The following is a 19,476-nucleotide window of genomic DNA, read 5'->3' as shown; positions in this document are numbered from 1 at the left end:
CTGCGACCCTATTCGGGCTGGATATGTTTGAATTCCAGCAGATGACGTTCGCCTTCCAGCTCCGGCACCCGCAACTCATGACAGGCTACCAGACGGATATTGGCAGGCAACTGGACCAGCTCCTGCTCGGGATATTGTCCCTTGAGCGCCAGGAAGCAGCCCTGTTCTGACGGCAGGTGGTGACACCAGCTCAGCATGTCCTCCAGCGAGGCAAATGCCCGACTCAGTACACCATCAAATCCCACTTCGGGTTGATACTCTTCAACCCGGGATTTGACCGGCGTCACATTGGTCAGACCCAGCTCCTGGATCACCTGACGGATGAAGTTGATCCGCTTGCCCAAGCTATCGAGCAGGACGAACTGCTTGTCCGGATTGATGATCGCCAGCGGCAATCCCGGCAAGCCGGGACCGGTCCCCACGTCGATGAAGCGCTCACCGTGCAAGTGGGGGCTTACCACCAGGCTATCGAGGATATGCTTGACCAGCATGGCGTCCGGATCTCGCACCGAGGTGAGATTGTAAGCCTTGTTCCACTTGTGCAGCAACTCGACCAACTGCACCAGTTGGCTCTTTTGGGTATCGGTGATAACAATTTCGGCCTGCTTGAGCAGGCCGTTCAATCTTTCCAACATGGGATTCCTCAGGCGGTTTTACGCAGCAGGCCGTGTTTTTTCAGGTGAACCAGCAGGATGGAGATGGCCGCCGGGGTGATGCCGGAGATGCGGGAAGCCTGACCAATGGTCTGCGGCTTGGCATCGTTCAGCTTGGCTTTCACCTCGTTGGAGAGGCCGTTCACCTCGCGATAGTCCAGATCCAGCGGCAGCAGGGTGTTTTCGTTGCGCAGCTGCTTTTCCACCTCATCGTGCTGACGCTCGATGTAACCGGCGTACTTGATCTGGATCTCAACCTGTTCGGCCGCGGCAGGATCGGTCACGGAAGGGCCGACCCCTTCGATGGCCATCAGCGCATCGTAGGTCACCTCGGGGCGACGCAGCAGCTCTTCCAGACTCTGTTCGCGGGTCAGCGGGGTGTTGACCAGGGCGTTGACCGCCTCCAGTGACGGGTGTTGCGGGTGGATCCAGGTTGAACGCATGCGCTGACGCTCCAGCTCGACCTGTTCCATCTTGGCGTTGAATTTGCCCCAGCGCTCGTCATCCACCAGACCCAGCTCGCGACCGATGGCGGTCAGACGGATATCGGCATTGTCTTCCCGCAGCAGCAGGCGATATTCGGCGCGGCTGGTGAACATGCGGTAAGGCTCGCGGGTCCCCAGAGTGGAGAGATCGTCCATCATCACGCCCATGTAGGCCTGATCCCGACGAGGATTCCAGGGATCCTTGTCCTGGGCACGCAGGGCCGCGTTCAGACCCGCCATCAGGCCTTGTGCCGCCGCCTCTTCGTAACCGGTCGTCCCGTTGATCTGGCCGGCGAAGAACAGGTTTGGAATGCACTTGCTCTCCATGTTGGCCTTGAGATCCCGCGGATCGAAGAAATCATATTCGATGGCATAGCCGGGGCGGGTGATGTGGGCGTTCTCGAAGCCGCGTACAGAACGGACGATCTGCACCTGCACGTCAAACGGCAGGCTGGTGGAGATCCCGTTCGGATAGAGTTCGTGGGTGGTCAGGCCTTCCGGCTCGACGAAGATCTGGTGCGCCGTCTTGTCGGCGAAACGGGTGATCTTGTCTTCGATCGACGGGCAGTAGCGCGGGCCGATCCCCTCGATCACCCCGGCGTACATGGGGCTGCGATCCAGATTATTGCGGATCACCTCGTGGGTACGCTCGTTGGTATGGGTGACGTAGCAGGGCACCTGACGGGGATGCTGGCTGGCATCGCCGATAAACGAGAAGACCGGACGCGGATCGTCGCCGTGCTGGGCCTGCATCACAGAGAAATCGACGCTGCGGGCATCGATGCGCGGCGGCGTACCGGTCTTGAGACGATCGATGCGCAGCGGCAGTTCTCGCAGGCGCTGGGCCAAGGCGATCGACGGAGGATCCCCGGCGCGGCCGCCCTTGTAGTTTTCCATCCCGATATGGATCAAACCGTTCAGGAAGGTACCGACCGTCAGCACCACAGTCTTGCCGCTGATGCGGATCCCGCTCTGGGTGACCACACCGGCAACACGATCCCCGTCCATGATCAGATCGTCACAGGCCTGCTGGAAGATCTTCAGGTTCGGGTAGTTCTCCAGCATCTGGCGAACGACGGCCTTGTAGAGCAGGCGATCCGCCTGGGCACGAGTGGCACGCACTGCCGGGCCCTTGGAGGAGTTGAGGGTGCGGAACTGGATCCCGCCAAGATCGATGGCACGCGCCATGATCCCGCCGAGTGCGTCAACTTCCCTGACCAGGTGTCCCTTGCCGATCCCGCCGATCGCCGGATTACAGGACATGTGTCCCAGCGTATCGATATTGTGGGTCAGCAACAGGGTGTTCATGCCCATACGGGCTGCCGCTGTTGCTGCTTCGGTTCCGGCATGACCGCCACCGACGACGATCACATCAAATTGTTCATGGTATTGCATTGGGATCACCTTGATCTGCACGCCTGAAGATCTTTATTTGCCTGGGCTAAAGGGCGGAACATTCTATCTGTTTCGCGTCCTGAGGGGAACGTCTACTTAACGTTCAGTATGAAGGGAGGATCCACTAATTAGATCTTAAGGATCTTTAGATCGATCTTTTACTGGATCTCTTATTAGGATCCGCCCTTTCTGTTGATAAGCACTTTTTGATCATAAAGATCATTAATTTAAGGACGATCCTAGCTTGTGGAAAAGCTTGGATCCTGGCCCGGTGAACGAGGGGATAACCAGGGCTTTTATACACAGAGGTCTATCGGTCTGGATCTAATACATGGATAACTATAGGTTTTGCAGAGCTTTACACCGTAGTTATGCACATTACCCCTGGGCGTTGTGGGTAACCTTGTAGAACAACTCCCCCGGATCAATCTGTTAATAACATGGTGGATAGTTGATCTGGGGATAAGTGGGGAGATCAAGCTTTTTTTCAGGATCTCCCGCACGCTGATCAGGCGATCATCGTCATCCAGTCGCGGATCCACACTTCGGCGGCATCTTCGGGGATCTCGTGTTGGGTCACATCGATGTCGAGCCGTTCGCCGATCCGGCTGGCACCGCACTCGGCCAGCAGCCGATCCAGCGTCTTGCCGCCCTGGCAAAAGGTGTCATAACTGCTGTCGCCAAGAGCGATCACGCCATATTTCAATGAATTAAGATCCGGATGCTGCTCGGCAAGATCCTTGGCGAAGGGTTGCAGGTTGTCGGGCACATCACCGGCACCGTGGGTCGAGGTGACCACCAGCAGGATGGATCCCGCATCATCCAGCACCTCTGCCAGCTTGGCCGGGTTGTGGATCCGGGTCTGGTGGCCAGCCTGTTCCAGCAGGTTGGCGACGTGGTCTGCGACATATTCGGCGGCGCCCAGCATGGAGCCGACGACGAGATTAAGTTTGGCCATGGAATGGATCCTGATTTCAGACAAAGAAAAGGAAAGCCGGATTCTACCGCCAAAGGGTGTGGATAAATATGGATAAAGCTTGGGGATAATGGATCCAGTCAGATAATGCCGTTGGATCCATCCCGTCGATCTTTTTTCTGCTTCTTTGTATTCCTCTCCATTTTCTTCTCCGCGAATGGCTCTCCTGATGACTCCCATCCCCCGTAAAATCCTGCCAACGACGCAGTTAGATAACAATACAGATGCAAATGATTAGCAATTATTGAATCGATTCGATCACGGCTCCTGTAGTAGGATTGCGCTGCTTTATTCGCCCATGGAACAGGGTGATGTCGTTACAAACGACCAAAAATAACAATTAAAACAACATAACTCATTGATAAACGAGACTTTAATATGATTGCGCAAAAATACACTTCAGGACCCGGCAAGAAGGGCACCTTCGGCGTGCTTTCACTCTCCGGTTTGCTCGTCTCCCTGCCGCTGATGGCCGAACAGGCCGCCGCAGAGCTGCCCAAAGCCAGCGAAACCATGGTGGTGACCGGTACTGCCATGAAGGTGGAAGTGCCGATGGCCGAGACGCCTCGCGCCGTCTCCGTGGTTAATCGCGAGGAGCTGGATCAGCACGCCGTGTTGCAGCTGGATGAGGCGCTTCGCTATCGTTCCGGCGTATTGACCGGCCTCTATGGTTCCGATAACAACACCGACTGGTTCAAGGTACGTGGCTTCGATGCTGCTTCCTATCTCGATGGAAGCATCCAGTTTGGCTCTGGTTACTATCTTTGGACGCCGGAACCGTTCGGCCTGGAGAGTGTGGAAGTGCTGAAGGGGCCCGCTTCAATGCTCTATGGCGTAGCGCCTCCGGGCGGGGTGATCAATGCCATCAGCAAGCGACCGACCGCCACGCCGCAAGGGCAGGTGGATCTGCAACTGGGCAGCCGGGATCATCGTCAGGTCGGGGTGGATGTCTCAGACGCGCTCTCCGACAGCAGCCGCTACCGGATGGTGGCTCTCTATAAAGAGCGTGATGGGGTGCTTACCGGTACTTACAACGATCGGGTTTATCTGGCGCCGAGCGTCACCTTCGATCTTTCGGATCGTACCAGCCTGACCCTGCTGGCCAGTTTCCTGCACGACGAAGGGGTCCCGACCAACGGCTTCTTCCCGGTCTATGGCACCCTGAATACTTCAGGTGGCCAGATTGATCCCTCCACCAACCTGAGTCAGCCGGATTACGATCGCAACCGCAACACCCAGATCTCCACCGGTTACGAGCTGGCCCACCAGCTCAACCAGAGCTGGGAGTTCAAGCAGAACGTCCGCTTCAACTACAACGATCTGCTGCTGCGCCAGACTTATATCTTCCCGACCTATGAAGGCACGACGGCCTACCGCGGTCTGGTTTACCGCGATGGCAATACCAAGAGTGCCACCATGGATAACCAGATGGTGGGCTACTGGAACACCGACAGCACCGAGCAGACCCTGTTGCTGGGGGTGGATCTGCAGCGCCATGTCAATGAAGGTGTCGAGGCCGACAACTACGCCATGGGCTCCATCAATACCATGAACCCGGATTACAGCGGCTTCCCCGGTTTTGACGAGTCTACGGCCACTTACCAGAAAACAACCATGGCTCAAGAGGGGATCTATGCTCAGCATCAGATCCGTTGGGACGATCGCTGGCTGCTGACTGCCGGTGGTCGCTTTGACTATGTCGAGACCCATAACATCAGCAAAACATATGATAGAGATGAAAAGCAGTACGATCATGCGCTATCCCTTTCCGGCAGCTTGATGTATCTGGCCGACAACGGCATCTCGCCATATCTTGCTTATTCTGAGTCGTTTTTGATGTTGCCCGGGATCGATCCGAATACCAAAACTTCATATAAATCCCGTGAGGGAAAATTGTATGAAGCAGGCGTCAAATATGCGCCTGCCTTCCTCGACGGTTACATCAATCTGGCGCTGTTCGATCTGGAGCAAAGTAACGCTCTGGTTTCCAGTGGCTCAGGCCAGCAGACCCAGGCTGGCGAGATGACCTCCCAGGGGATTGAGCTGGAAGGGAGCGTGCAGGCGACCGATGCGCTGCGTCTGACCGCTGCTTATACCTACACCGATGCCAAAACCAACGACACCGGCAGTGGCGATCGCCGCGCCAGTCTGATCCCGCGCCACATCGCCTCCTTCTGGGGCAACTACAAGGTGCAGCAAGGGGTGGCTTCCGGTCTGGAGCTGGGTACCGGCGTGCGTTATATCGGTTCCAGCGTCGGCATCGGCGCCGTGAATGCGGACTACACCCCCATCTACGGCTCTGCCGAGGTGCCGGCCCATACCGTCTGGGATGCGATGATCGGGTATGACTTTGCAAAGAACTGGCGTGCCCAGCTCAACGTCAACAACCTGTTGGGTGAAACCTACGTGGCCAGTTGTGACTACTACTGCTACTACGGCGAGCCACGCAGCGTAGTGGGCAGCATCAACTACCGCTGGTAATCGAAGTCGGGCGGGAACCGGGTTCCCGCCCTTCTTTTCACCCGCAGTTGTCCTGATCTCTCTGGAATACCGGTCCGTTATGGAACTCTTGTCTCTGGTTTATCGCCAATATCGTTGGCCCTTTATCGCCATTACCCTGCTCAGTCTGTTCAGTGCCGTCAGCGGGATTGGCGTCATTGCTTTTATTAATCAGTCTCTTATCGAATCTATAGGTGATCCGCTGCCGATCCTCGGTCAGCTGGTCGGCCTGATTGTGTTGCTGCTGGTGATCACTCTCGGATCTCAGCTGGCCCTGACCACTCTCGGTCACCATTTTGTCTACCGGTTGCGCGGCCGTCTGCTCAAGCAACTGCTGGATACCGATGTCGCCCGCATCCGTCAGATTGGTCAGGGGACGCTGCTGGCCTCCCTCTCCAGCGATATCGGCCAGATCACCATCGCCTTCGTGCGCCTGCCGGAGCTGGTACAGGGGCTGGTGCTCACGCTGGGTTCAGCCCTTTACCTCGGCTGGCTCTCTCCTGCGTTGCTCGGGGTGACCGCGCTCTGGGTCACCTTCACCATGGTGGTGGGCTGGTTGCTGGTGAACCGTGTTTATCGCCATCTCTCTCAAATGCGTCAGGCCGAAGATCGGCTCTATCAGAACTATCAGGCCATCATCGCCGGCAGCAAGGAGCTGGCGCTCAACCGCGAGCGGGCTCACTTTGTCTACCACCAGCTCTATGAGCAGAATGCCCGTGACTACCGCCAGCAGATCATCCGCGCCGACACCTATCACCTGAGCGCGGTGAACTGGTCGAATATCATGATGCTGGGGGCCATCGGTCTGGTCTTCTTTCTGGCCAACGGGCTGGGCTGGGCCAATACCAATGTGGCGGCTACCTTTGCGCTGACCTTACTGTTCCTGCGCACCCCGCTGTTGCAGGGGATTGGCGCCCTGCCGACCCTGCTTGCCGCTCAGGTGGCGTTCGACAAGATAGCCGCCCTCAATCTGGCCGAGCCGGATGCTGACTTCCCGCTGCCGCCCGCCATCCGCCCCTGGCAACGCATCCAGCTGGAGCAGGTGATCTTTCACTATCAGGGGGAGGGTGGCTTCGCGGTGGGCCCCATCAATCTCACCCTTGAGAAGGGGGAGCAGATCTTCATCATCGGTGGCAATGGATCCGGCAAGTCGACGCTGGCCATGCTGCTGACCGGTCTTTACCAGCCGGTATCGGGCCGGATCCTGCTGGATGGGGAGCCGATCACCGATCGCAACGGCTATCTGGCACTCTTCTCCGCTATCTTCACCGACTATCACCTGTTCCAGCACCTGCTGGGGCCGGAACCCAAGGATGAGCTGGTAGCCGAGTGGCTGGAGCGGTTGCAGATGGGCAGCAAGCTCGCCATAGAGGACAACTTTATCGCCGATATTGATCTCTCCCAGGGACAGCGCAAGCGGGTCGCTCTGTTGCTGGCGCTGGCCGAGCAGCGCGAGGTGATGCTGTTTGACGAGTGGGCCGCGGATCAGGATCCCCAGTTCCGCCGCATCTTCTATCAGCTGCTGTTGCCGCGCCTCAAGGAGATGGGCAAGACGGTGATCGCCATCAGTCACGACGATCACTACTTCCCGCTGGCCGATCGCCTGCTGGAGATGCGTCAGGGCCAGCTCACTGAACTGACCGGCGCGCGCCGTGCCGCAGTGAGCCGCGATGCGATCGCCCACCTGGATTGCGAGGTGCCGGCTTGATGCCGGCACCGATGAGACTGGCGACAAGCCAGCGCAGGAATTGCTTATGTTCGAGATGAAATCAGCCAGCTTCACGGTCAATGACCGCATGCTGCTGCACCCCACCGACCTGCGTTTCGAGCAGGGACAGGTCTATGGCCTCATCGGCCACAATGGTTCGGGCAAATCGACCCTGCTCAAGCTGCTGGCTCGCCAGCAACCCCTCAGCGACGGCGAGATCCTGTTCGATGGCAAGCCGCTGCCCGACTGGGGCAACCGGGAGTTTGCCCGTCAGGTGGCCTATCTGCCCCAGCATCTGCCGAGCGCCGAGAATCTGCTCGGGCGGGAGCTGGTGGAGATGGGCCGCTACCCCTGGCGCGGTCTGCTGGGCCGGATGGGGGCGGAGGATCACCGTCAGGTCGATCGGGCCATCGCCCTAACCCATACCGAACGCTTTGCCGATCGGCTGGTGGATACCCTCTCCGGTGGCGAGCGGGGGCGGGTCTGGCTGGCGATGCTGCTGGCCCAGGAGAGCCGTTTCATCCTGCTGGACGAGCCGCTGGCCGCGCTGGATGTGGCCCATCAGGTGGAGGTGCTGACGCTGGTCAGGCAGCTCAGCCGTCAGCTCAACCTTGGGGTCATCATCGTCATTCACGACATCAATATGGCCTCCCGCTTCTGCGATCGGCTGGTGGCGCTTCACTCCGGCCGCCTGCTTACTCACGGCGAACCTGAGGGGCTCATGACCAGCGAGACCCTGCACGCCATCTATGGCATCCCGATGGAGGTCATTCGCCACCCGGCTCATGCTCATCCCATTGCCATCGTTTAGATAAGGCTTGTTATCTCGATGTTTTTATTCAAGAAAGTTGGCTGGTTCTGCTGCCTCTTGGCTCCGCTTATGTTGCAGGCCGAGCCAACGATGCCTGCCGCTGCAAAGCTCCCTCAAACCGATGCTGTGAAGTCGCTACCCCGTATCGCTACCGTCGACTGGACCATAGCCGAAACCCTGCTGGCACTCGGGGTGACACCGCTGGCTGTGGGGGATGCTGGCCCCTATCAGGCATGGGTCGGCGAGCCACGGCTGCCCGCCGGGGTGGTGGATATCGGCCTGCGCACCCAGCCCAACCGTGAGCTGCTGGCGGAGCTCAAACCCGATCGCATCCTCATCTCGCCGCTGGCGGCCCCGCTGGCGCCAACTCTTTCCCGCATCGCGCCGGTGAGCACCATCGCCCTCTATGATGGGCAAACCGATCTATGGCAGCGGCTGCACGAGGTGACCCTGACCCTCGCCCGTATGGTGGACAAAACCGCCGAGGGCGAACGGTTGCTGGCCGGGCTGGATCGGGATCTCGCCAGCATGCAGGGCAGATTGCCTGCGGATCTGCCACCCCTGCTGGTGGTGCAGTTTATCGATGAGCGCCATGTGCGGGTGTTTGGTCGCCACAGCCTGTTCGATGCGGTGATGACGCGCCTCGGGCTGCGCAATGGCTGGCAGGAGCAGACCAATGACTGGGGGTTCTCGGTGGTCAGCATCGAGCAGTTTATGACTTTGTCCAATGCGCGGCTGGTGGTGGTCGATCCCATTCCGATCGGGGTGAGCGAACGGCTGCAGGAGCCTGGGCTGTGGCAGCATCTGCCGCTGGTACGGCAGGCGCCCGTGCTGCATCTGCCTGCGGTCTGGAGTTTTGGTGGCGTACTTGCCGCCCGCCGTTTCGCCGGTCTGCTCAGCGATGCATTGCTGCAAGATGCCGAGCGTATGGAGGCTAGCCGATGAAGCGACTGCTCACATCGCCACTGCTGCGGCCGGTCTCGATCCTGCTGGGATTGACCCTCTTGCTCGCGTATTGGGAGCTGGTTCGCCAGCTGCCCGGTGCGCTCTGGTGGCAGAGCCTCTTCGCCCCCAATCTGGATGACGTCAGCCAAGCAGTGGTGCATTTCAGCTGGCTGCCCCGCTTGGCGGTCACCCTGCTGGCCGGAGCGGCGCTCGGGCTGGCGGGCTCCCTGATGCAGCAGGTGCTACGCAACCCGCTCGCGTCACCCACCACTCTTGGGGTGGCCTCCGGCGCCCAACTGGCGTTGATGATGGTGACTCTGTTTGCCCCCTCCTGGTTGCTGCTGGGGCGGGAGTGGATCGCCATGGCTGGCGGCAGCCTTGCGATGGCACTAGTGTTTGCCCTGGCCTGGCGCCGCCAGCTCAATCCGGTGGTCATCGTCTTTGCCGGGCTGGTGATCAACCTCTATCTGGCGGCCATCAGCATGGGGCTCTTGCTGTTCTTTCAGGAGGAGCTGAAAGGCTTGCTGGTGTGGGGCAGTGGCTCGCTAGTGCAGAACAGCTGGAGCGGGGTGAGTTACCTGTTGCCTCGCCTGCTGGCAGCCGCTGTGCTGGCCGCGGTACTGGTGCGCCCGCTGGCGGTGCTGGAGCTGGATGATGCCAGCGCCCGCAGTCTGGGGGTCTCTCTTCAGCATCTGCGTTTTGCCGGACTCGGGCTGGCTGTGTTTGTCACAGCTTGCGTGGTGAGCGTGGTGGGGCTGATCGGCTTTATTGGGCTGGCGGCGCCCGCCATGGTGCGGCTGCTCGGGATCCGCCAGCTCGGCCAGCGGTTGTTGTGGGCTCCGATCCTCGGCGCCCTGCTGCTGGCGGCGACCGATCTGCTGCTGCAAAGTTTGAGCCTCTGCTGGCCGGTATTGATCCCCACCGGCGCCATGACCGCCCTGTTGGGTGCGCCGCTGCTGCTCTGGCTGATCCCGCGTCTTGGCATCAAGTCGGGTACGCCGAAGGCAAACGCCACTCTGCTGGTGGCCCGTCATCTGGCTCCGGCTCGCCTTGTCGGCCTGTTGCTGGTCGGGCTGCTGCTGGCCATGGTCGCCTCCCTGCTGTTTGGTCAGGGAATGACGGGCTGGAGCTGGCCGAGCTGGTTGCGTTGGCAGGCCCAGCTGGAGTGGCGGCTGCCGCGCACTCTGGCTGCGGGAGCGGCTGGCGTGTTGCTGGCGCTGGCGGGCACCCTGTTACAGCGGGTCAGCAACAACCCGATGGCGAGCCCGGAGCTGCTGGGGGTGAGCGGCGGTACCTTTATGGGGGTAATAGCCACGGCGTTGCTGCTGCCTGCGTTGCCCTTGCCGCTGATGCTGGTCGGTGGCCTGCTCGGTGCCTTCGGCTGCCTGTTGCTGCTGGTGGTAGTCAATCGCAAGCACGGCTTCCAGCCGGAGCGGATCCTGCTCTCCGGCATCGCCATCACCGCACTGTTTGAGCCGCTGCAGGCCATCGCGCTGGCCAACGGTGACCTGCGGGTGCAGCAACTGCTCTCCTGGATGTCCGGTTCCACCTATTACGTCACCCTGCCGGTGGCCTATGGGCTGGTGGGGCTGGCGCTGTTGATGCTGGCCGCCAGCCTGCTTGTCAGTCGCTGGCTCGATCTGTTGCCGATGGGGAGTGCAATGGCGACCGCGCTGGGTATTCGCCTCAACCGCGCCCAGCTCGCCATCCTGCTGCTGGTGGCCGTGCTCACCGCCAGCGCCACCCTGGTGGTGGGGCCGCTCTCCTTCGTCGGTCTATTGGCGCCACACATGGCCAAGCTGATGGGGCTGGTGCGGGCCCGCTGGCACCTGCTCGGAGCCGCCGCTTCCGGCGCCTTGTTGATGGTATCGGCTGACTGGGTCGGCCAGCAGATCCTCTTCCCGCAGGAGGTGCCGGTCGGTCTGATCTCCACCCTGTTAGGGGGCGCTTACTTCATGTGGTGCCTGCGTCGCCTCTAGGTTTTCGGATAAAAAATGCACAAAAAAGCCCGGAATAAACCCGGGCTTTTTTGTTGGCAGCATTAAATCCTAATCAACACCCATTTCATCACCGCCAAGCTCTTCATAAAGCAAAAGCTTTAGTTCATCCGGATAATCGTCATCTTCAATTAGAGAGGTTATCAATCTTTGAAGTAAAGGCTTTCCTATCTTGTTATCAGCGACTGCGACCACGATATTTTCCATTTCCGTGACGAATTTAGGTACACAGTAGTCATAGCCGTTGAGTGTGAGAAAATACGCCCCAAGTGTAAGGCTTGAACGCTTGTTCCCATCGTTGAAGGCATGGAATTTGTTGATAGCAAACACCAAATGAGTCAACTTTTCCTCAAAGGTTGGGTAGTAATCATCATTTTGGATGTGTTGCAATGCACTATCCAGCCGTCCTTGATCCAAGATGCCTGGATGACCTCCAGTTTTATCGATGATCCAATCATGTACCGCAACGGCATGCGCAATATCGAAATATAGAGTCAGTAGGGCCATTGCTTAGCGATCCTTTAGTCTCTGCAACACAGCCAACAATTTAGGATCTGACAACCGCTCTTCTAATGCTTGACTGCGTTCACCCAAGAAACGTTCAAAATCAGCTTCAGGCACCGCCTGTACATACGCTTCGAGCTTTTGGTGTAATGCATCGCGAAAGCCCAGATCTCGACTTGCCATCCGGACTCTCGCATCTTCTATCATCGGTTTCAAAAATGGACTATTTGATGCTTCCGCAAGTAGCGCATCCACTTCTGAACCGCGTAGTTTCCTGCCAAGATCCTCAAACTTTTGTCTGATCTGTACTGCCAAGCCACTCTCAAAACTGGCCAGTGTGCGTAGTACCTCGGCATACATGGTGTCACGTGTGCTATGGCCCTCGGCTAGACGCAGAATCTGCTTGTACTCCTTGGCGCACTCGCAAAAAACCGCTTGATAAATTTTGTCTGTATACACCGCGTACTTGTGATTTCCCATTTCCAGGCAATCACGCAACGCATCGGTAAATTGTTTTCGATAGCTATCTTCCTGAAATGCGGCAGGTAGATAGTCTTGGTCACGTTGGTTAATAAAACGAGTGTGCCCACCGGCTTTCTCAGCTACTACATCCAGCACGATATCGAGCATCCGGCTGCGGATCGCCTTAGCCCGCTCACTTTCGGTTACAAGCATGGCTAGATTCAGGACTGAGCGGAAAGTGAACACACCCAGAGATGGTGTTTTTGCTCCAATCAAGTCGACGACATTGATGTCGTCGACTTGAGTCATCTTTATGTTTTTTAAGTGTTTACCTTTTAAAATGCGATAGCCGTTAGCCTTCAACTCTTCTTCGTGACTGGCGAGATAGCGATCGATAGTTCGCTCATCGACATCCAAAATCTCAGCAACGTGGCTCTTAAAAAACATGGTTTCACCATCGATAACCAGTCCACCCAAGGCCAAGTGATCGGCGAGCTTTCCCAGAGCAAAACGGTTATTTAGCACATTCCGTCGAGCAACTGCCGATGTCGTCAAATCATGAGTCATGATTGAATTCCTCATTTATTACAAAGGGGGATAGCGATACTGCAGGCCACCTTTGCACACTGAAGCATTTGCAGATAATCAGTTATTACTTGCCGATGCAGAAGCTGGAGAAGATGCGGCCCAGCAGATCGTCGGAGCTGAATTCGCCGGTGATCTCGGAGAGGGACTCCTGCGCCAGGCGCAGCTCTTCGGCCACCAGCTCGCCAGCAACGAACACTTCCAGCTGCTCTTTGGCCACCAGCAGGCGTTCGGCGGCGCGCTCCAGCGCATCCAGATGGCGGCGGCGGGCCATAAAGCCCCCTTCGGTGTTGCCCTGGAAGCCCATGCACTGTTTAAGGTGCTCGCGCAGGGCAGGCAGCCCCAACTCAGTCTTGGCGGAGATGCGGTAGACGGCGTGGCCCTGCTCCTGACTCGGTGCCAGATCCTCGCCGGTTAGGTCGGCCTTGTTGCGAATGACGGTGAGGCCGATGTTTTTTGGCAACCGATCAACAAATTCCGGCCAGATCTCCCGCGGGTCGATTGCGTCTGTGGTGGTGCCATCCACCATAAACAGCACCCGATCGGCCTGTTCTATCTCGGCCCAGGCGCGTTCGATACCGATCTGCTCCACCTTGTCCTGGGTGTCGCGCAAACCGGCGGTGTCGATGATGTGCAGCGGCATGCCATCGAGATGGATGTGCTCGCGCAGCACGTCGCGGGTAGTACCGGCAATCTCGGTGACGATGGCCGACTCGCGCCCAGCCAGGGCGTTGAGCAGGCTCGATTTGCCGGCGTTGGGACGACCGGCGATCACCACCTTCATCCCTTCCCGCAGCAGGGCTCCCTGTTTGGCTTCCCCGCGCACGTCGTCCAGCTCGGACATGATGGTGTAGAGGTCGCCCGCCACCTTGCCGTCGGAGAGAAAATCGATCTCCTCGTCCGGGAAGTCGATGGCCGCTTCCACATAGATGCGCAGCCGGATCAGGCTCTCTACCAGTTGCTGGATTTTGCTGGAGAACTGCCCCTGCAGGGAGTGCATGGCGCTGCGAGCGGCCTGTTCGCTGGAGGCTTCGATCAGGTCAGCGATGGCTTCTGCCTGCGCCAGATCCAGCTTGTCGTTGATGAAGGCGCGCTCGCTGAACTCGCCGGGGCGGGCAGGGCGGATGCCGTCGATTTTCAGAATGCGGCGGATCAGCATGTCCATGATGACGGGGCCGCCGTGGCCCTGCAGCTCCAGCACATCCTCGCCGGTGAAGCTGTTGGGCGCTTTGAACAGCAGGGCGATGCCCTGATCCAGTACCTGGCCTTGCTCATCCTTGAACGGCAGATATTCTGCGTAGCGCACCCGCGGGAGCTTGCCGAGCACTATCTCGGCGACCTGTTCGGCGGCGGGGCCGGAGACCCGGACTATGCCGACGCCACCACGGCCTGGCGCGGTGGCTTGGGCCACGATCGTATCTGTTGTCATCTTGCTTGGCTCGTTTGTTCGCTGATAGGAAAACGTAGTGGGAGACATTGTAATAAAAAAGGCGGCCCGAAGGCCGCCTCTTTTGTCATCACGGGAAGATTAGCTGCGCATCAGTTGCGAGTGTGCAGGCCTTTCTTCTCCAGCTGACGATAGATGATGGTCTGCTGGGTAATGGAGATGACGTTGCTCACCAGCCAGTACAGAGTCAGGCCAGCCGGGAACCAGAGGAACATGAAAGTGAAGATGATCGGCATGAACTGCATCACTTTCTGCTGCATCGGGTCGGTCACTGTGGTCGGGCTCATCTTCTGCAGATACCACATGGAGGCACCCATGAGGATTGGCAGCACGAAGAAGGGGTCCTTCACTGACAGGTCAGTGATCCACAGGGCAAACGGCGCGTGACGCAGTTCGACGGACTCCATCAGTGCCCAGTAAAGGGCGATGAAGATCGGCATCTGAACCAGGATCGGCAGGCAGCCACCCAGCGGGTTGACCTTCTCCTTCTTGTACAGCTCCATCATGCCCTGAGACATCTTCTGGCGGTCGTCGCCGAAGCGCTCGCGCAGGGCCGCAATCTTGGGTTGCAGCATGCGCATCTTGGCCATGGAGGTGTACTGGGCCTTGGTCAGCGGGAACATGATGCCGCGTACCAGCAGGGTCAGCATGATGATGGCCAGGCCCCAGTTCTGGACGAAACCGTGGAACACGGTCAGCAGCCAGTGCAGCGGTTGGGCGATGAACCACAGCCAGCCGTAGTCGACGGTCAGGTCGAGGTGGTTAGCCACCTTGGCCATCTGGTCTTGCAACTTGGGACCGACCCACAGCTTGCTGGTCACTTCGGCCTGTTGGCCGGCGGCCACGTCTACCAGCGGCGCCTTGTAACCGATGATGGCCTGGCCTTTACCAGGGATCACGCGGCTGTAGAAGCTGTTGGTATCGTCGGCATTCGGTGCCCAGGCAGAGACGAAGTAGTGTTGCAGCATGGCGACCCAACCACCCTTGGTGGTCTTGTTCAGGTCAGCATCTTTCATCTCGTCGAAGGTGTACTTCTTGTAGCGAGTCTCTTCGCTGGAGAAAGCACCACCACGGTAAGCACTGGCTACCATGGCATGACCTTCCTGATCCTTCGGTGTCGCTACGGTCTGCTTCAGCTGACCATAGAACTGCACCTGAACCGGCTCGGCAGATTTGTTGTCGATCTTGTAATCAACGCCAACGGCATAGTCGCCACGCTTGAGGATGAACTCCTTGGTGAAGACCACGCCCTTGCTGTCGGTCCAGGTCATCGGAACGACGACTTGATCCTGACCATCGGCCAGCTGATAGCTGGTCTGGGTGGCTTCATAGGTAGGACGACCTTCGGCCTGACTGTCCGGACCGTTGCGACCCACCAGACCGCTCTGGGCGATATAGAGGTGCTCTGGCTGGCTGGTCAGCAGCACGAACGGTTGGTCCTTGCCCTCTTCCAGTTTGTGAGACAGCAGTTCGGCAGACACGACGTCACCACCCTGGGTATCCAGGGTCAGCTTGAGCACGTCGGAGGAGACGGTGATCAGCTTGCGTGCGGCAGTCGCGTTGGCTTGCTCGGAAACCTGAGGAATATCACCGGTCTGACCGGCTTCAGGTACGAAATGTTCGGTTTGGGCCACGGTAGTCGGGGCCGGCTTCGGAGCCTTGTCGGACTCCCACTGTTGCCAGAGCAGAAAGCTCACGAACAGCAAACCGATCAGGAGTAGATTGCGTTGTGATTCCATAGTCTTCAGTTTCTTCGCTTTGGTTGCGGAACCGGGTCATAACCACCCTCGGATAAGGGATGGCATTTTAATAGACGTTTGCTAGCTAACCAAACGCCTTTTATGAAACCGTGAAGTCGGATGGCTTCTATCGCAAATTGGGAACAAGTTGGAGTAAAACGGCAGCGCGGCCCGAGCAGAGGGCTAATGATTAGCTGATACAGGCGTATCAGTTTGATAGCTACCCATTGCAACGGCGTGACAGAGTGCGCCATAGCTTTTCCAGTAACTTGAACAGTTCCTCGTTATCCATCTCTTTCACACCGGCCTTGGCGATCACCACGATGTCGATAGCGGGCAGCTGATGTTGTTTGAGGCGGAAACTTTCCCGGACCACCCGTTTGACACGGTTACGCCAGACGGCACGCTTGAGTGCTTTTTTGGGCACAGCGAGACCAAGACGAGAGTGTTCGAGTGAATTGGGGCAGGCGAGAAGCGTAATTTGCGGGGAAGCAGCCCGGACAGGCTCGGCGAAAACGCGTTTGAAGTGTTCGGGAGTTAACAGACGTAACTCCCGAGAGAAGGTGTGCTGGGTAGGCATTAAACTACCAGACGGGCACGACCCTTGGCACGACGAGCGGCCAGAACTTTACGACCGTTGGCAGTTGCCATGCGGGCGCGGAAACCGTGAGAGCGCTTGCGCTTCAGGTTGGACGGTTGAAAAGTACGTTTCATGATTCGATTCCGTATTTCTGTACAGTTTTGATTGTCACACTTAGCCGACGCGCCAGCTATAGCGTGTGACGACTAGCAAAAGAGGCCGAATTCTAAACAGAGTTCGGCTTTTAGTCAATCCGCCGTTCCCTCTCATCCTGCCATGGTCTTGAAAAGGCCACTGCCGAGCGTGAGGATCCAGAGGATCAAGGGCTCCGGATTATACTGGCAACCCGGGGTTAAACAAGGGATCCCTCAATAAAAAAGGCGGCCAGGCCGCCAAAGAGAGAGCTATTTAAGGACTTTCCGCAAGAACTCCCGGGTACGGGGATCCTTGGGATCGACCAATATCTGATCCGGCGGGCCCTGTTCGACGATCCGCCCTCCTTCCATGAAGATCACCCGATCGGCAACATCACGAGCAAATTCAATCTCATGGGTCACCACCACCATGGTCTGGTGCTGGCGGGCCAACTCTTTCATCAACCCCAAAACCTCGTCGACCCACTCGGGATCGAGGGCCGAGGTGGGCTCGTCAAACAGGATCACCTTGGAGTGGGCCGCCATGGCGCGGCCAATGCCGACCCGCTGCTGCTGGCCGCCGGAGAGCGACGCCGGATAGGCATCCTGCTTGTCGGCGAGGCCAATGTCCTTGAGGATGCCGAGCGCAGTGGCGCGGGCCTCGGCTTTTGGCTGCTTCCAGACGGTGATCAGCCCTTCGGCGATGTTGTCGAGTGCCGTCTTGTTGGCAAACAGGGCGTAGTTCTGGAACACGAAGGAGGCCCGTTTGCGCAGCTCGATCGCCTGCTGTTCGCTGGCCTTGGCCAGATTGAGCGCAAGATCGTCGATGGCCAGGGTGCCCGCATCCGGGGTCTCCAGCAGGTTCAGGCAGCGCAACAGGGTCGACTTGCCGGTGCCGGAGGGGCCGATGATGACGACAATTTCCCCCTTTTTAACCTCCAGATCGATGCCGTTGAGCACCTGATTGCCGTGATATGCCTTGGAGAGGCCGGTTAGCTTGATCATGAGAACCCTCCTTTAAACAGGCGCAGTGTTAAAACGGACTTCCGGCGTGCATTGCAAGCGGGTCAGTTGCTTTGTCATGGCAAACCCCTAATAGGCACGGTTGAGACGAATTTCCAGCAGGTGCTGCAAGCGGGTGAAGAAGATCACCACCACCCAGTAGACCAGCGCCACCGCCATGAAGCTCTCGAAGAACTTGAAGGAGGAGGAGGCTTCCATCTGCGCCTTGCCCATGATCTCGGCCACTCCCAGGGTGAACGCCAGCGAGGTGCTCTTGATCATGTCGATGAAGTAGTTCATCAGCGACGGGGTGGCAATGCGTGCCGCCTGCGGCAGGATGATCCGCTGCATCGCCTGATAACGGCTCATGCCGATACTGAGCGCCGCTTCCATCTGGCTTTTATGAATGCCGAGGATGGCTGCGCGGATCGACTCTGCCATGTAGGCGGCGAAGTGCAGGGTCAGACCGACGATGGCGGCGGTAAAGGCATCCATCCCCACGAATATCGGGAATAGTTGCGGCAGTCCGTAGTAGAGCAGAAACAGCTGAACGAGCAGCGGTGTACCCCGAAAGAACGAGATATAGAGCATCGCCAGCCAGTGAATCGCGGGGACGCGAAACACCCGTACTATCGCCAGGGCCAGCGAGAGTACGAGTGCCAGTGCGAATCCCCACAGGGCCATCTCCATCGTGGTGCCCAGATATTTGAGCAGGATGGGAAACAGCCCCAGCGTGTATTCGAGGTCAAATTCCATCATTTATTTGTCGGTGATGTCGGAAGCGAACCATTTTTCGGAGATCTGACGCAGGGAGCCATCCTTGCGCATGGCGGTCAGGGCCTCGTCGACCTTCTTCAGCAGCGCCTGTTTCTCCGGGGTCTTCAGGAAGGGCAGGGCGTTCTCGATAGTCTCGAACGGTGCGCCAGCCTGTTGCAGCGGCAGCTTGGACTCCTTGATCAGCTGGGCGGTGGAGACGCGGTCCATCACGAAGGCGTCGATGCGACCCAGGGCGACATCCTGCTCGAAGGCGGAGTCATAGGTGCGGATATCGATCTTCTTGTTCGGGTCGTTCTTGCGCAGCAGCTCTTCGAAGTTGGAACCCAGGTTCACGGCAACGCTCTTGCCTTCCAGATCCTTGATGCCGTGGATGGTGCTGTTGCCCTTGCGGACCACGATCTGGGCGCCGTCATAGACGTAAGGCTGGGAGAAGTCGTACTTCGCCTTGCGCTCGTCGGTGATGGTGATCTGGTTGGAGATGGTGTCGATGCGACCAGTTTCCAGCATGCCGAACAGGCCGGAGAAGCTGGCCGTCACGAACTCGACCTTGTAGCCGGTGCGCTCGCCGATCTGGTTCCACATATCCACCTCAAAGCCTTGCAGCTTGTCTTGCTTGACGAAGGTGAACGGGAAATATTTGCCAGACATGCCGACCTTGATGGTCTCCTGGGCGATGGCCTGACCGGACAGGGTGGCGAGCAGCATGGCAGCGCCGGAAATCAGTTTGATGGATGTTTTCATGGTGTTTCTCTCTCTCAATGTCTTGTATTTGTAGTT

18 protein-coding genes are annotated in these 19,476 nt (G+C 58.3%); 5 read left to right on the top strand and 13 right to left on the bottom strand.

Annotated elements, in window-relative coordinates:
* Positions 1-8 precede the first annotated feature (8 nt).
* From rsmG to mioC, 3 genes are all read right to left on the bottom strand, one after another.
* Positions 9-635 carry a 16S rRNA (guanine(527)-N(7))-methyltransferase RsmG gene (gene rsmG / locus BN1115_RS09040; RefSeq protein WP_042656887.1) on the bottom strand — a complete coding sequence of 209 codons (627 nt, stop codon included), beginning with the start codon at positions 633-635 and terminating at the stop codon, positions 9-11.
* Between the two features lie 8 nt (positions 636-643).
* Positions 644-2,533, bottom strand: a complete 1,890-nt coding sequence (gene mnmG, locus BN1115_RS09035; RefSeq protein WP_042656905.1) for a tRNA uridine-5-carboxymethylaminomethyl(34) synthesis enzyme MnmG — start codon at positions 2,531-2,533, stop codon at positions 644-646.
* A 508-nt stretch (positions 2,534-3,041) separates the two neighbouring features.
* Complete coding sequence (mioC, locus tag BN1115_RS09030) at positions 3,042-3,491, bottom strand: FMN-binding protein MioC (RefSeq protein ID WP_033138545.1); 450 nt, start codon at positions 3,489-3,491, stop codon at positions 3,042-3,044.
* Between the two features lie 396 nt (positions 3,492-3,887).
* Between mioC and BN1115_RS09025 the strand changes: the two genes are divergently transcribed.
* From BN1115_RS09025 to fhuB, 5 genes are all read left to right on the top strand, one after another.
* On the top strand, positions 3,888-5,990 hold the full coding sequence (locus tag BN1115_RS09025; RefSeq protein WP_042656886.1) for a TonB-dependent siderophore receptor: 2,103 nt from the start codon (positions 3,888-3,890) through the stop codon (positions 5,988-5,990).
* 79 nt (positions 5,991-6,069) lie between these two features.
* The gene (locus tag BN1115_RS09020) at positions 6,070-7,716 is read left to right on the top strand and encodes a multidrug ABC transporter permease/ATP-binding protein (protein ID WP_042656885.1); all 1,647 of its coding nucleotides are present in this window, start codon (positions 6,070-6,072) and stop codon (positions 7,714-7,716) included.
* A 46-nt stretch (positions 7,717-7,762) separates the two neighbouring features.
* Positions 7,763-8,527 carry an ATP-binding cassette domain-containing protein gene (locus tag BN1115_RS09015; protein WP_042656884.1) on the top strand — a complete coding sequence of 255 codons (765 nt, stop codon included), beginning with the start codon at positions 7,763-7,765 and terminating at the stop codon, positions 8,525-8,527.
* A gap of 18 nt (positions 8,528-8,545) precedes the next feature.
* Positions 8,546-9,472 (top strand): ABC transporter substrate-binding protein, encoded by a 927-nt coding sequence (locus tag BN1115_RS09010; protein ID WP_042656883.1) that lies wholly within the window; start codon positions 8,546-8,548, stop codon positions 9,470-9,472.
* Positions 9,469-11,451 (top strand): Fe(3+)-hydroxamate ABC transporter permease FhuB, encoded by a 1,983-nt coding sequence (gene fhuB / locus BN1115_RS09005; protein ID WP_042656882.1) that lies wholly within the window; start codon positions 9,469-9,471, stop codon positions 11,449-11,451. Before BN1115_RS09010 ends, fhuB begins: the two co-directional genes overlap by 4 nt.
* 69 nt (positions 11,452-11,520) lie before the next feature.
* Here fhuB and BN1115_RS09000 read toward each other — a convergent pair whose 3' ends face one another.
* The 10 genes from BN1115_RS09000 to BN1115_RS08960 form a co-directional block, all read right to left on the bottom strand.
* A complete protein-coding gene (locus BN1115_RS09000) occupies positions 11,521-11,976 on the bottom strand; it encodes a type II toxin-antitoxin system death-on-curing family toxin (RefSeq protein ID WP_042656881.1) in 456 nt (151 codons plus the stop codon).
* A gap of 3 nt (positions 11,977-11,979) precedes the next feature.
* Positions 11,980-13,002 (bottom strand): hypothetical protein, encoded by a 1,023-nt coding sequence (locus BN1115_RS08995; protein WP_042013338.1) that lies wholly within the window; start codon positions 13,000-13,002, stop codon positions 11,980-11,982.
* Positions 13,003-13,087: 85 nt separating this feature from the next.
* A complete protein-coding gene (gene mnmE, locus BN1115_RS08990) occupies positions 13,088-14,449 on the bottom strand; it encodes a tRNA uridine-5-carboxymethylaminomethyl(34) synthesis GTPase MnmE (RefSeq protein ID WP_042656880.1) in 1,362 nt (453 codons plus the stop codon).
* Between the two features lie 110 nt (positions 14,450-14,559).
* Positions 14,560-16,206: a membrane protein insertase YidC gene (yidC, locus tag BN1115_RS08985; protein WP_042656879.1), complete on the bottom strand. Its 1,647-nt coding sequence runs from the start codon at positions 16,204-16,206 to the stop codon at positions 14,560-14,562.
* A gap of 5 nt (positions 16,207-16,211) precedes the next feature.
* Positions 16,212-16,460 carry a membrane protein insertion efficiency factor YidD gene (gene yidD, locus BN1115_RS21615; RefSeq protein WP_010672280.1) on the bottom strand — a complete coding sequence of 83 codons (249 nt, stop codon included), beginning with the start codon at positions 16,458-16,460 and terminating at the stop codon, positions 16,212-16,214.
* Positions 16,427-16,786, bottom strand: a complete 360-nt coding sequence (rnpA, locus tag BN1115_RS08980; RefSeq protein ID WP_005339313.1) for a ribonuclease P protein component — start codon at positions 16,784-16,786, stop codon at positions 16,427-16,429. The genes yidD and rnpA overlap by 34 nt, the downstream gene beginning before the upstream one ends.
* Positions 16,786-16,920 (bottom strand): 50S ribosomal protein L34, encoded by a 135-nt coding sequence (gene rpmH, locus BN1115_RS08975; protein ID WP_005307156.1) that lies wholly within the window; start codon positions 16,918-16,920, stop codon positions 16,786-16,788. The genes rnpA and rpmH overlap by 1 nt, the downstream gene beginning before the upstream one ends.
* A gap of 270 nt (positions 16,921-17,190) precedes the next feature.
* On the bottom strand, positions 17,191-17,925 hold the full coding sequence (locus BN1115_RS08970) for an amino acid ABC transporter ATP-binding protein (protein WP_042063288.1): 735 nt from the start codon (positions 17,923-17,925) through the stop codon (positions 17,191-17,193).
* A gap of 87 nt (positions 17,926-18,012) precedes the next feature.
* A complete protein-coding gene (locus tag BN1115_RS08965; RefSeq protein ID WP_128821564.1) occupies positions 18,013-18,681 on the bottom strand; it encodes an amino acid ABC transporter permease in 669 nt (222 codons plus the stop codon).
* Entirely contained in the window at positions 18,682-19,440 is a 759-nt protein-coding gene (locus tag BN1115_RS08960) for an amino acid ABC transporter substrate-binding protein (protein WP_042656878.1), read from the bottom strand.
* Positions 19,441-19,476 lie beyond the last annotated feature (36 nt).

The organism is Aeromonas allosaccharophila (assembly GCF_000819685.1).
Taxonomy (GTDB): Bacteria; Pseudomonadota; Gammaproteobacteria; order Enterobacterales; family Aeromonadaceae; genus Aeromonas; species Aeromonas allosaccharophila.
The sequence above is the reverse complement of the archived record's forward strand: the minus strand, read 5'-3'. Positions and strand labels throughout refer to the sequence as shown.